At 66.4% G+C, this 12,398-nt stretch carries 13 protein-coding genes; 6 read left to right on the plus strand and 7 right to left on the minus strand.

From position 1 onward, the window contains the following. Positions 1-34: 34 nt before the first annotated feature. Positions 35-952: a site-specific tyrosine recombinase XerD gene (gene xerD / locus ASE11_RS20610; protein WP_056275995.1), complete on the minus strand. Its 918-nt coding sequence runs from the start codon at positions 950-952 to the stop codon at positions 35-37. Next, a complete protein-coding gene (locus tag ASE11_RS20615; protein ID WP_056275998.1) occupies positions 952-1,929 on the minus strand; it encodes a tripartite tricarboxylate transporter substrate binding protein BugE in 978 nt (325 codons plus the stop codon). Before ASE11_RS20615 ends, xerD begins: the two co-directional genes overlap by 1 nt. Positions 1,930-2,044: 115 nt before the next feature. Between ASE11_RS20615 and ASE11_RS20620 the strand changes: the two genes are divergently transcribed. Further along, a complete protein-coding gene (locus tag ASE11_RS20620; protein ID WP_235501376.1) occupies positions 2,045-3,019 on the plus strand; it encodes an AEC family transporter in 975 nt (324 codons plus the stop codon). A 25-nt stretch (positions 3,020-3,044) separates the two neighbouring features. After that, complete coding sequence (locus ASE11_RS20625) at positions 3,045-3,539, plus strand: CreA family protein (protein WP_056276004.1); 495 nt, start codon at positions 3,045-3,047, stop codon at positions 3,537-3,539. Here the strand turns inward: ASE11_RS20625 and ASE11_RS20630 are convergent, their stop codons facing one another. From ASE11_RS20630 to ASE11_RS20640, 3 genes are read right to left on the minus strand one after another with little or no spacing between them, the layout of a single operon-like run. Further along, complete coding sequence (locus ASE11_RS20630) at positions 3,540-4,193, minus strand: hypothetical protein (RefSeq protein ID WP_056276007.1); 654 nt, start codon at positions 4,191-4,193, stop codon at positions 3,540-3,542. Further along, entirely contained in the window at positions 4,190-5,194 is a 1,005-nt protein-coding gene (locus tag ASE11_RS20635) for an MlaD family protein (protein ID WP_056276010.1), read from the minus strand. The genes ASE11_RS20630 and ASE11_RS20635 overlap by 4 nt, the downstream gene beginning before the upstream one ends. Positions 5,195-5,199: 5 nt before the next feature. Continuing rightward, positions 5,200-6,006, minus strand: a complete 807-nt coding sequence (locus ASE11_RS20640) for an MlaE family ABC transporter permease (RefSeq protein ID WP_082585900.1) — start codon at positions 6,004-6,006, stop codon at positions 5,200-5,202. A 156-nt stretch (positions 6,007-6,162) separates the two neighbouring features. Between ASE11_RS20640 and ASE11_RS20645 the strand changes: the two genes are divergently transcribed. Beyond that, positions 6,163-7,725, plus strand: coding sequence for an acyl-CoA synthetase (locus ASE11_RS20645; RefSeq protein ID WP_056276012.1), 1,563 nt, complete (start codon positions 6,163-6,165; stop codon positions 7,723-7,725). 141 nt (positions 7,726-7,866) lie between these two features. Here ASE11_RS20645 and ASE11_RS20650 read toward each other — a convergent pair whose 3' ends face one another. Continuing rightward, entirely contained in the window at positions 7,867-8,673 is an 807-nt protein-coding gene (locus ASE11_RS20650) for a siderophore-interacting protein (RefSeq protein WP_056276015.1), read from the minus strand. Positions 8,674-8,744: 71 nt separating this feature from the next. Between ASE11_RS20650 and ASE11_RS20655 the strand changes: the two genes are divergently transcribed. Continuing rightward, positions 8,745-9,182 (plus strand): MarR family winged helix-turn-helix transcriptional regulator, encoded by a 438-nt coding sequence (locus ASE11_RS20655; protein ID WP_056276018.1) that lies wholly within the window; start codon positions 8,745-8,747, stop codon positions 9,180-9,182. Between the two features lie 95 nt (positions 9,183-9,277). Here the strand turns inward: ASE11_RS20655 and queG are convergent, their stop codons facing one another. Continuing rightward, complete coding sequence (gene queG / locus ASE11_RS20660; protein ID WP_056276021.1) at positions 9,278-10,375, minus strand: tRNA epoxyqueuosine(34) reductase QueG; 1,098 nt, start codon at positions 10,373-10,375, stop codon at positions 9,278-9,280. Between queG and tsaE the strand changes: the two genes are divergently transcribed. Together tsaE and ASE11_RS20670 are read left to right on the plus strand one after the other, a co-directional pair. Beyond that, positions 10,376-10,945 (plus strand): tRNA (adenosine(37)-N6)-threonylcarbamoyltransferase complex ATPase subunit type 1 TsaE, encoded by a 570-nt coding sequence (tsaE, locus tag ASE11_RS20665; protein WP_056276023.1) that lies wholly within the window; start codon positions 10,376-10,378, stop codon positions 10,943-10,945. Further along, complete coding sequence (locus ASE11_RS20670; RefSeq protein WP_056276025.1) at positions 10,942-12,396, plus strand: N-acetylmuramoyl-L-alanine amidase; 1,455 nt, start codon at positions 10,942-10,944, stop codon at positions 12,394-12,396. The genes tsaE and ASE11_RS20670 overlap by 4 nt, the downstream gene beginning before the upstream one ends. Positions 12,397-12,398: the final 2 nt, after the last annotated feature.

Below are 12,398 nucleotides of genomic sequence, written 5' to 3' on the forward strand. Positions count from 1 at the left end.
CGAACGGCTTGATGGTGTGACGAATCTGACGTCGTCACCCTCGCGGGTGGTGCTGCGCGACGATGGTCTTGAGGCGTTCGCGCGCCACGTGGGTGTAGATCGTGGTGGTGGAGATGTCGGCGTGGCCGAGCAACATCTGCACCGCGCGCAGATCGGCGCCATGGTTGAGCAGGTGCGTGGCAAACGCGTGTCGCAGCGTGTGGGGCGACAGCGGCGAGGTGATGCCCGCGGCCAGCGCGTACCTCTTCACCAGTTGCCAGAACATCGCGCGCGTCATGGCCTCGCCGGCGCGAGACCCGCGCGAGGTGACGAACAGGTCTTCGCTCTGCAGGCCGTTCAATATCTCGCCGCGCGCCTGCCCCAGGTAACGCAGCAGCCACTGCCCAGCCACCTGCCCGAACGGCACCAGGCGTTCCTTGTTGCCCTTGCCGGTGATGCGCAGCACATGTTCGTTCATGCCCACATGCCAGGTTTTGAGCGTGACGAGTTCGCTCACGCGCAGGCCGCTGGCGTAGATGAGTTCGAGCATGCAGCGGTCGCGCAGGCCCAGCGGGGTGCTCACATCGGGCGCGTTCAGCAAGGCCTCCACCTGCGCCTCAGACATTGTCTTGGGCACGCGCAGCGGCTGGCGTGCCGGTGAGAGGCGCAGCGTCGGGTCGGCGGAAATGAAACGTTCGCGCAGCGCCCAACGGAAGTAGCGCTTGAAGACCGTGAGCCGTCGGTTGGCGGTGGTGGCGCGCGTCTGGCTGTGGCGTTCGCTGAAGTAGCCGTTGAGATCGGCCTCGGTGGTTTCGGGCAGGGTCTTGCCCTGCCCGGCCAGCCACTGGCCGAGCAAAACGAGATCACGCCGGTACGCGTCCAGCGTGTTGCGCGAGAGGCCCTCTTCGAGCCAGAGCGCGTCGACAAAAGCCCCGGCAAGGTCCTCGCTGGTCGATGCCAGGGCCGGGTCCATCACTCCAGCTTGAGCTTCTGCTTGGCCACCACCTGCTTGTAGACCTCGAACTCGGCCTTGATCTGCGCCGTGAACTCGGCCGGCGAATTGGCCACGATCAGCGAGCCCGTGTCTTCCACGCGCTTCTTGACGGCCGGGTCATTGAGCGCCTGCTTGGTCGCGTTCGACACCTTGTCCACCACTTCCTGCGGCAGGCCCTTGGGGCCGATGATGCCGTAGTAGGCCATGCGGTTCACCGGCTCCAGGCCCACTTCCTTGAAGGTCGGCACGTCGGGCAAGACCGCCACGCGCTGCGGCGCGGCCACCACGATGGCGATGAGGCGGCCGGCCTTGATGTGCGGCAGGGCCGAGGGCAGGTTGTCAAAGATGATCGGCACCTGGCCACCCACGGTGTCGTTGAGCGCGGGGCCTGCACCGCGATACGGAATGTGCGTGATGAAGGCACCAGTCAGGCTCTTGTAGAGCTCGGTCTGCAGGTGGCCGATGCCGCCGGTGCCCGAACTGGCGTAGCTGTACTTGCCGGGGTTCTTCTTGATCTCGGCCAGGAAGCCCTTGTAGTCCTTGGCCGGGAAGCTGGGGTGCACGGCGATCACGTTGGGCGTGGCCGCGATGTTGATGATGGGCGTGAAATCGGTGAGCGTGTTGTAGGGAATCTTGCCGTTGATGGCCGGGTTGGCCGCGGTGGTCGACACCGTGGCCATGCCCAGGGTGTAGCCATCGGCCGGGGCACGGGAGAGTTCCAGCGCACCCACCACACCACCGCCACCGGCCTTGTTTTCCACGATCATGCTCTGGCCCAGCGCCTTGCCGAGCGACTCGGACATCACGCGGGCAATGATGTCGGTGGTGCCGCCGGGTGCAAACGGAACTTGCAGACGAATGACCTTGTTGGGGTAGGCCTGGGCCCACGCGGTGCCACCCACAGCCACCGAGGCGGTGGCCAGACCGATTGCAACCAGTTGACGACGAGAAACCATGACACTTGCTCCTTGCTTGAGACATCGATAAAGGCAGGCCGGGGTCAGCCTGTTGCGCGCGATCGGGGTACGGCTCGCACGATGCGAGCCTGCAATGTAGCCGCTGAGCACCGCCATGACCATGGGACAACTACATAAGTGGAAACCCCCGGCACGCTATGCTCGCCCGGTGAATTTCGCCCAACTCCTCTTCCCCGACTTCTCGCTCATCCTCTGTGGCTACCTCGTCTGCCGCTTCACCGCCCTCAACCGCAAGGTGTGGGAGCAGGTGGAGAGCCTGGTGTACTACTTTCTGTTTCCCGTGCTGCTGTTCCACAGCATCGTGAAGAGCCCGCTCGATCTGGGCCAGGCTTCCAGCCTCATGGGTGCGGGCATTGCGCTGGGTTTGTGCGGCATCGCGCTGTCGTATTCCCTGCCCCACTGGCCCTGGATCGGCAAACGGCTTGATGTGCGCCTGCACGCGGCCAGCGCCCAGGTGGGTTTTCGCTTCAACTCGTTCATTGCACTGGCACTGGCCGAGAAGATGGCCGGCCCGCCGGGCCTGCTCATGATTGCGGTGCTCATCGGCGTGTGTGTGCCGCTGTTCAACGTGGGCGCGGTCTGGCCCATGGCACGGCACGCCAACAAGGGTTTCATGCGCGAGCTGCTGCGCAATCCGCTCATCATCGGCACCGTCTCGGGCCTGGTGGCCAACCTGCTGGGCTTTTCCATGCCGTTCTGGCTGGAGCCCACCGTCAACCGCATCGGCCAGGCCTCGCTGGCGCTGGGCCTGATGGCTGCCGGCGCGGGCATGCAGTTCGGCATGCTGGCCAGTGCCAAGACGCTGGGCGGCCTGGTGCTGGCGGTCAAGCACCTGGGCATGCCGCTCCTGGCGCTCGGGCTGGCGTTGCTGTTCCGGCTCGACCCGACCCAGACCACCATCCTGCTGATGTTCTCGGCCGTGCCCACCGCGTCCAGCTGTTATGTGCTGGCCGCGCGCATGGGCTACAACGGACCTTATGTGGCCGGGCTGGTCACGCTGTCCACCTTGCTGGGTATCGTGAGCCTGCCATTTGCCTTGGGCGTGCTCAGGCCCATGGCCGGCGCATGATCAACGTTCTTTCAAGAAGGCCACCATGAACCCGTTCCACCGTCCCCCTGCACTCCTGTCCGGCCTGGTGCTGGGTCTTTCCTTCGCCACCTCTGCAGCCCACGCCCAGGCCATCGGCGAGGTGGACACGGTGTTCAAGTGGCTGGGCCCCGACCACAAGATCGTGGTCGACGCGTTTGACGACCCCAAGGTCAAAGGCGTCACCTGTTACGTGTCGCGCGCCAAGACCGGTGGCATCAAGGGCGGGCTCGGTCTGGCCGAAGACAAGTCGGACGCCAGCATCGAGTGCAAGCAGGTGGGCGCCGTGTCGTTTGTGGGCGATCCCTTGAGGCAGCAGGAAGTGGTGTTCACCGAGCGCACTTCGCTGGTGTTCAAGAAGCTGCAGGTGGTGCGCATGGTCGACAAGACCCGCAACACCCTGGTCTACCTGAGCTATTCTGACCGCGTGATCGAAGGCTCGCCGGACAACAGCATCACCGCCGTGCCCCTGCCCCCCGGCACCACGATTCCCATGCGCTGATCAACGGGCCGGCGCCACCAGGTCGATGCGCCGCTGCAAGCGGGCCGCTGCCTTGGCGTCGCCTGCTGCCTGGGCGCGTTGTTGCTGCACCTGCAACCAGGCCAGCAATGGCCGGCGCCAGCCCCGCGCCGACGCGGTCTCCACCGCCTGCGCCATCACGCCGGGCGTGGCGCGGCCGCTGCGAAACAACACACCGGCGGCCACCAGTTGCGAGAGCGGGTCCTGGATCGCGGCCACGGCCGCATCGGGCGCTGCGCTGCCCACCAGGCTGCGGTGCACCTCGGGCAACAGCGCCGCATCCGCCGCTTGCGCGGTGCCCGCCAGATAACGCGCATAGGCCAGCTCGGCCGGCGCCGCGTCTTGCGCCAGCGCTTCAAAGCCGACACAGGGCTCCAGCACCAGGCTGGCCACGCGCGTGGCGCAACGCAGCAGCTCCAGCCGCGCCACCAGCGCCACCTGCCCCGTGCGCGCCACCTCGGCGCGTGCCCGGTTGAACTCCGCCATCTCGATGCGGCTGTTGCCACTGAGCCAGGCTTCGGTGGCCCGCTCGCTGCTGCCCTTGGCCTCGCCCGGCCAGTCGGGTGCGGGTGGATGGCTGGAGCAGGCGGTCAGCGCCATGAGCGCGCACACGACGATGGAAATTCTTGTGTTCATGGCAGTCGAATTTCCGTGTCGCGCGCAAACGGCCACTTGCGGTTGATGTCGTTGATGAGCCCGTCGACCTTGCGCAGGCTGGACTCCACCTCACCGCGCAACACGCCCAGATCGGTGGTGGCTTCGCGCGTGTTGCCGGCAATGCCCTGGGCTTCCACCAGCACCGCATCCACCTTCTGCAGGCTGGTGCGTGCCTCGGCCAGCAGACCATTGAGTTGCTGCACCGTCACGCGCGCATCGGCCACCAGCCCGCCCTGGTCCGTGCCCTGGCCGAATACCTGTTTGTTGGCATTGCTCACCAGACTGTCCATGCGCGCGGTGAGCGTTTCGGCGCGCGCCAGCAAGGCGTTGGCGCGTTCGACGGTGATCACCAGCTTCTTCGCGTCTTCGTCGTTGCCCATCAGCACGCCCATGGCACCCTGCGGTCCCTTGAGTCGCTCGGTGGCGCTCTGCACGTTGGTCAGCGCCACATCCAGCGCGGCATCCTTTTTGGTGAGCGCGGCCACGTTCTCCAGCACCTCGCGCATGCTCGCCGCCAGCTTCGGAATTTCGGCCGCCGTGTCGCCACGCAGCACGGTGCGCTCGGCACCATCGGGCAGGGCCGGGTCGTCCAGCACGCCGCTGTAGGCACGGATGCGCGTGCCGCCCACCAGGCCGCGCTCCATGGTGAAGATGCTGGAGGTGCGCAGCCACTTCGCTTCCTTGGTCGGCACGTCGATCAGGATGCGGGCCGTGCCGTCCGTGCCCAGTTCGATGCGCGCCACGCGCCCGATGGCGAAGCCGGCAAAGGTCATGTCCATGCCCACCACCACGCCTTCGGAGTCGTCGGAGATGAGCACCAGTCGCTGCGTGTCCTCGAACATGCCGCGCGCAAACATCACATACAGGCCCGAGCCGATCACGAGCACGAGCAGGGCCAACAGCAGCAGCGCGGCCTTGAACTCGAGGTTTTTCACCTCGGGCGAATCGGGAGCGGCGGGTTCGTCGGGCGTGGGGTTCATGGTGTTCAGTAATAGTTGCCCACCAGCGAGACCACTTCAATGAGCAGCACCACGGAGAACAGGCGGGCGAATTCGGAGATGTCGCTGCGTTGGGCATACAGGCCCTGCGCATCTTGCTGCGCGCTGCCGGCCAGCGGCACCACCGCCACGGCCAGGCTGAAGAACAGTGTCTTGAGCGCAAAGATCAAGGTGACCGCTGGCGTGAACACCTGGCCAACGCTGCGCGTGTAGCCGGGCAGGCCCCAGTGCGAAAAGCCGTAAACCGTGAGGTAGGTGAGCACCAGCGCGATCAGGCAACTCAGGGCGGCGAGCATCAGCACCGAGAACACCGATGCCAGCGCGCGCGGCAGCAGCTCGGTGGCCAACAACACGCCATGGCCCAGCTCATGGCCTGCCCGCTGGTGGGTGGACAACTGCTCGCGCACCAGCTGGGCACCCGGCATGGCGTAACGCACCGCGACAAACATGGCGGCATACAGCGGAATGAGTTCGAGCACCAGCGTGCGCACCAGCACCTCCAGCGCGTACTGCGACAGCCCATAGCTGTAGGCCGTGGCAACCACGATGCGGATCAGCACAAGACTGATGAGCGCCGACAGCACCAGAAATCCGGTCAGCAGCGGCGCAGTGGCCTTGTAGACGTGCAGCAGCACGCTCTGGCGACGCGGACCGGCGGCGTAGCTCGACGGCGTGAGCGCCATCACCAGGATCTGCGCGCCGAGCATGACCACCTGCCACCAGGTGATCCACGACAGGCGCACCCGGTGGCCCCAGCGGGTCATGAGGGTCTGACAGGCGGAGACGGGGTTCATCGTTTGATGATAGTCCTCGGTCTGTGAAGGTTCAGCGAGCATGCCGTGTACAAAGGTGACAGCAGGCTGGTGAAAACGCGCATGGCCATGGCCGGCGATTCGGCTTCAATCAGACCACTTGCCAACGCCAACGTCCATCCATCCAGGAGCCCACGCATGTCCTCGTCCCTTCACCCGGTGGTGCGCCGCCAGACCATTGCCGACGCCTTGCACCGCACCGCCCTGCGTTTGCCGGGCAAGACCGCCATCGTCTGCGGCACCACCCAATGGACCTACGCCGAGTTCGACGCGCTGGTCAGCCGCCTGGCCGCGGGTCTGGCTCGCCTGGGCGTGGATCAGGGGGACAAGGTGGCCGTTCTGGCGCGCAATTCCCACGGCTTCGCAGCGCTGCGCTTCGCCCTGGCGCGCCGCGGCGCGGTGCTGGTGCCGATCAACTTCATGCTCAAGGCCGACGAGGTTGCCTACATCCTGCGCCACGCGGGCGCCAGGACCCTGGCCACCGACAGCGGCCTGGCCGCGCTGGCGCGCGATGCTGCTGCCCTGGACACCGTGGTGGAGCGATTCATCTGGTTGCCCAGCGAAGACCCGAGCGAGCCCGACGCCTCCATGCACCGCTTTGACCACCTCGCCGCCTGCGCAGACCCGTTGCCCGAGGTGACCTTGGGCAGTTTCGATCTGGCACAGATCGTCTACACCAGCGGTACCGAGTCCACGCCCAAGGGCGCCATGCTCACGCACGACGCGGTGCTGTGGCAGTACGTGAGCTGCGTGATCAACGCCGAAATCGCCGAGGAAGACCGGGCGCTGCACGCGCTGCCGCTCTACCACTGCGCCCAGCTCGACGTGTTCTTCGGCCCCGCCATCTACATCGGCAGCAGCAACGTGATCACGGCCAAGCCGGTGCCCGACAACCTGCTGGCGCTGATCGAGCGCATGCAGATCACCAGCTTCTTTGCGCCGCCCACGGTATGGATCGCGCTGCTGCGCTCGCCCTTGTTCGATGCCACGAAGCTGACGAGCCTGGTCAAGGGCTACTACGGCGCGTCCATCATGCCGGTGGAGGTGCTCAAGGAACTGGCCTCGCGCCTGCCCGCGGTGCGGCTGTGGAACCTGTACGGACAGACCGAAATTGCGCCACTGGCCACCATGCTGGGGCCCCAGGACCAACTGCGCAAACCCGGCTCCTGCGGCAAGGCCGTGCTCAACGTGGAAACGCGCGTGGTCAACGACACCATGGAAGACGTGGTCGTGGGTGAGGTCGGCGAGATCGTGCACCGCTCGCCCCACCTCATGTTGGGCTACTTCAACGACCCCGAGCGCACCGAGGCTTCATTTGAAGGCGACTGGTTCCACAGCGGCGACCTCGCGGTGATCGACGACGAGGGTTACATCACCGTGGTGGACCGCAAGAAGGACATGATCAAGACAGGCGGTGAGAACGTGGCCAGCCGCGAGGTGGAGGAAATGATCTACCGCCTGAGCGGCGTGAGCGAGGTGGCGGTGATCGGTCTGCCCGACGCCAGGTGGGTCGAGGCGGTCACGGCGGTGATCGTGGTCAAGGCCGGGCAACAGCTCACCGAGGCCGACGTGATCGCGCACTGCAACCAGCACATGGCCACGTTCAAGAGCCCGAAGCGCGTGGTGTTCACCGACAGCCTGCCCAAGAACCCCAGCGGCAAGTTGCTCAAGCGCGAGCTGCGCCAGCACTACGCGACCTGAACACCCCCCACGTCAAAAGAAGTGACCCACTCCAGAGGCACCGAGGGACGGCTTCGCCGGCCCAAGGAGCCGTTCCACCTCCCAGCGCCAAGGGCGCGCCAGAGAGGGGGGAAGCCGCGAAGCGGCGCAGGGGGGTGTTCCTCACCCCAGTGTCTCGTGGTGGCCGGCGCTGCCGCGTTTCCAGTAGGCGGAGGCGCGCACGCGGGCCTTGTCCAGACCGTGTCCGTCCACCAGGGCCTGGCGCACCGCCGCCATGCTGGCCGCCTCGCCGGCTGCCCAGGCAAAGCCCTCCCCGGCCGGCAGCGTCAACGCGGCCACCTGGCGCGCCAGTGCATCGGTGGAGCCGGTCTCGATCCAGTGCGTCTGCAGACGCGCGCGGGTGCTGAAGGCGCGCCGGTCGCCCACGTCAGCGGTCGCTATCACGGTGATCGCCTGCGCGGTGTCGGGCAGTTCTTCAAGCCGCCGCGCAATGGCCGGAATGGCGGTTTCGTCGCCCACCAGCACGTGCCAGTCAAAGCCTATGGGCACCACGAACGAGCCACGCGGCCCACCCAGACCGACCTCGTCGCCGGGTTTGGCCGCCTGCGCCCAGCGCGAAGCCACGCCGTCACCGTGCAACACGAATTCGATGTCGAGGACACGGGCCGCGGCGTCGAAGTGGCGCGGCGTGTAGTCGCGCATGGCCGGCCTTTGCGCACCGGGTGGCAGCGCCAGGCCATCAGGGCCGGGTTCGGGCAACACCAGGGGCTGGCCAGGCTCGGGCGGCAGCATGAGCTTGGCGTGGTCGTCGAACGATGCGCTCACGAAGTTGTGCAGGGCATCACCGGCAAAGCGGATGCGAAGGAAGCTCGCGCTGATGCGATCGATGCGTTTCACCTCCAGGCGGCGCACCTGGAGCGGATGGCGCGCGCGTTCGACGGCGAGGGAAGAAATCTGGCTTGTGTTCATAGGTGAGACTGGTTGATAATGACAACCATCATGCCCGCATTGGATGATACTGTCAACCACAAGACCCCACGATGACGAAACAAGCAAAAACCGAAGTGCTGGATCACTTGCACACGCTCATGCACGGCCTGCGGCGCCACCTGCAGGAAGCCGCAAGGCAGGACGGCGACGGCCTCGGGCCGATGGAGGTTCGCTGCCTGGGCTATTTTTTGCGTCACGCTGGCGCCACACAACGTGATCTGGTGCAGCACTCGGGGCGCGACAAGGCGCAGATCGCTCGCATCGTCAAGGCCCTGCACGAGCGCGGCCTGCTGCAAAGCCAGCCCGACCCGAACGACGGCCGCAGTCAGCGCGTGAGCGTCACGCCCGAGGGCCAGGCTTTGCAACGCAAGATGCAACTGCACCGGGTGCGCTTCGAGAAGTCAATGACCGCGGGCCTGAGCGAGAGCGAGCGCGCCACCCTGCTGGCCCTGCTGGGCCGCTTGCAGGAGAACGTGGGCGAGGGTTGAGAGTGCCAACCACCGTTCGGCTGCAATCCCGCTCATCCTGAGCTTGTCGAAGGATCGAAGCCCATCCAGCAGTGTTGGTGAGCCCTTCGACAAGCTCAGGGCGAACGGAGGGGATTGTGTGTCTGAGAGAGCGCCCAGGCCACGTGCTCGCGCACAAGTTTGCTGGGGTGGTCTGCACGGGCCTGCAGCGCGCGCAAGGCCCTCTCGTCGTGCCGTGCGCGCAAGGCATTGCCCAACGCCACCGCGATGTTGCGCAGCCAGCGTTCGTGGCCGATGCGCCGGATCGCATTGCCTTCGGTTCGGCGCAGGAACTCGGCCTCGCTCCAGGAGAACAGCTCGACCAGCGCCGCGCCCGAGAGCCCGGCGCGTTCGTCGAAATCGGGCAAGGGTGAGCGTTGCGCGAACTTGTTCCAGGGGCAGATGAGCTGGCAATCGTCGCAGCCGTAGATGCGGTTGCCCATGAGCGGACGCAGCTCCAGGGGAATGGCGCCGGCGTGTTCGATGGTCAGGTAGCTGATGCAGCGCCGCGCGTCCACCCGCTGCGCACCGGTGATGGCCTGAGTGGGGCAGACGTCGATGCACGCCGTGCAGTTGCCGCAGTGCTCGCTGGTGGCCTCGGTGGGCGGCAGCGCCAGGTCCACACAGATCTCGCCCAGGAAAAACATCGAGCCCGCCTCGCGGTGCAGCGCCAGCGTGTGCTTGCCGCGCCAGCCGATGCCGCTTCGGGACGCCAGCTCCACCTCCAGCACCGGGGCGGAGTCGGTGAACACGCGGTGGCCGAACGGGCCGATGGTCGCCGCAATGCGCTCACTCAGCGTCTGCAGACGGTTGCGCAGGACCTTGTGGTAGTCCCGTCCACGCGCATACATCGAGATCACCGCCTCTTGCGGCCGGTCGAGCCGCTCGAACTCGATGCTCTGCCAGCCCTCGGGCGTGGCGCGTGGCAGGTAGTCCATGCGGGCGGTGATCACGCTCAGCGTGCCCGGCACCAGTTCGGTCGGACGTGCGCGTTTGAGGCCGTGCGCGGCCATGTAGGCCATGTCACCGTGACATCCAGCCGACAACCAGGCCAACAATCCGGGCTCGGCAGCCGACAAATCCACACCAGCCACCCCAATTTGGGAAAATGCGAGTTCCTGGCCCCAGGCCTGAATCCGAGAGACGAGTTGAGCGGCATCCAGAACGACATTCATGTGACGAGCATTGTAGGAACCGGTTCGGTGCCTGCGGGATCGGCGTCGGCGCCGCAACAGTGGCAAGGCCGCTGGACCAATGAAGAAGACACCCGGGCCTTTGCCCAACGCCTCGCGCTGTCGCCGGCCATTGCCCACGCCACCCTCACCCTGCAAGGCGACCTGGGCGCGGGCAAGACCACCCTGGCGCGGCACCTGTTGCGTGCGCTCGGCGTGCGTGGTCGCATCAAAAGCCCCACCTACGCGGTGGTGGAGCCGCACAGCGCCATGGATTGCCCGGTCATGCCCGCGGGCGAGCCGCTGTCGGTCTGGCACTTCGACTTCTACCGCTTCAACGACCCGCGCGAATGGGAAGACGCGGGCTTTCGCGAACTTTTTGCCAGCCCGGGTCTCAAGCTCGTGGAGTGGCCCGAACGCGCTGGCGCGTTTTTGCCGGCGGTCGATCTGCAGATCGACATCCAACCCGACGACATGAATCCACACACCGACCCGGAACACGACAGCGCCCGCGCCGTGCGCGCCACCGCCCTTACCCTCACGGGCCAGCGTCTGCTGGAGGCGCTGGCATGACGGGACCCGTCAGTCGCCGCAGCTTGCTGCGCGCCGGCACGCTGGTGCTGCTGCTTGGCGTGCAGCACATCGCGCGCGGGGCCAGTGTGCTGGCGGTGCGCATCTGGCCGGCCGAGGACTACACCCGCGTGACCATCGAATCCGACGGTGAACTCAGGGCTCAGAAGTTCTTCGTGACAACCCCACCCCGCATGGTGGTGGACATCGAAGGCATTGACCTGCTGCCCGGCCTGCGCGAACTGGTGGGCAAGTTGAAATCGGACGACCCGAACATCGGCAGCATCCGCGTGGCGCAGAACGCGACCAACGTGGTCAGGCTGGTGGTCGACCTCAAACAGGCCATCAAGCCGCAGGTGTTCAACCTGGAGCCGGTGGCCGCGTACCAGCATCGCCTGGTGCTCGACCTGTACCCGGTGAACGCGCCCGATCCGCTGGAGCAACTGATTGCCCAGCGCATGAAGGACATGGACGCGGCCAGCGAACGCGCCGCGCGATTGCTGGGCCTGGAGGCCGACAAAGTCACCAAGCCGGCGACGCGGACAGACGACCCGCTGGGCGAACTGATCGCGGGACGCGAGCGGCCGAAGCCCCCCGGCAACCCGAATCACGGCCCCGGCCCGACCTCACCTGCGCCCCAGCCATCGGTCGACGACGACACTGCCGTGGCCGGCGCCAGGCCCGACAAGGGCAGCCCCGCCAAGCAGCCTCCCGGCGGCAAGGGCAAGACCGAGCGCCTCATCATCGTCGCGCTCGACCCCGGCCACGGAGGCGAAGACCCGGGCGCGATCGGCCCAGGCGGCACGCATGAGAAGAAGGTGGTGCTGCAGATCGCACAGAAACTGCGCGACCGCATCAACGACACGCGCGTCAACGGCAACCCGATGCGCGCCTACATGACGCGCGACAAAGACTTTTTCGTTCCCCTGCAGGTGCGCGTGCAGAAGGCCCAACGCGTGCAGGCCGACCTGTTCATCAGCCTGCACGCCGACGCCTTCTTCACGCCACGCCCGCAAGGCGCCAGCGTGTACGCGCTCAGCACCAAAGGCGCCAGCAGTGCCGCTGCGCGCTGGATGGCCAACAAGGAAAACGCGGCCGATCAAGTGGGCGGCCTCAATGTGAAGGCCAAGGACGCCACGGTGCAGAGAGCCCTGCTCGACATGAGCACCACCGCGCAGATCAACGACAGCCTCAAGCTCGGCAGCGCCATGCTCGGCCATGTGAAGCGGGTCGGCAAGCTGCACAAGCCGCGCGTGGAACAAGCCAACTTCGCGGTGCTGCGCGCTCCTGACATCCCCAGCGTGCTGGTGGAAACGGCCTTCATCAGCAACCCCGATGAAGAAGCCCGGCTCAACGACCCCAAGTACCAGGACGACCTGGCCGATGCGCTGCTGCGCGGCATCGTGGCGTACTTCAGCAAGAACCCGCCGCTGGCGCGGAACCGCCAGATCTGAAC

Origin of the sequence: Hydrogenophaga sp. Root209 (assembly GCF_001428625.1) — a bacterium.
GTDB lineage: Bacteria > Pseudomonadota > Gammaproteobacteria > Burkholderiales > Burkholderiaceae_C > Hydrogenophaga.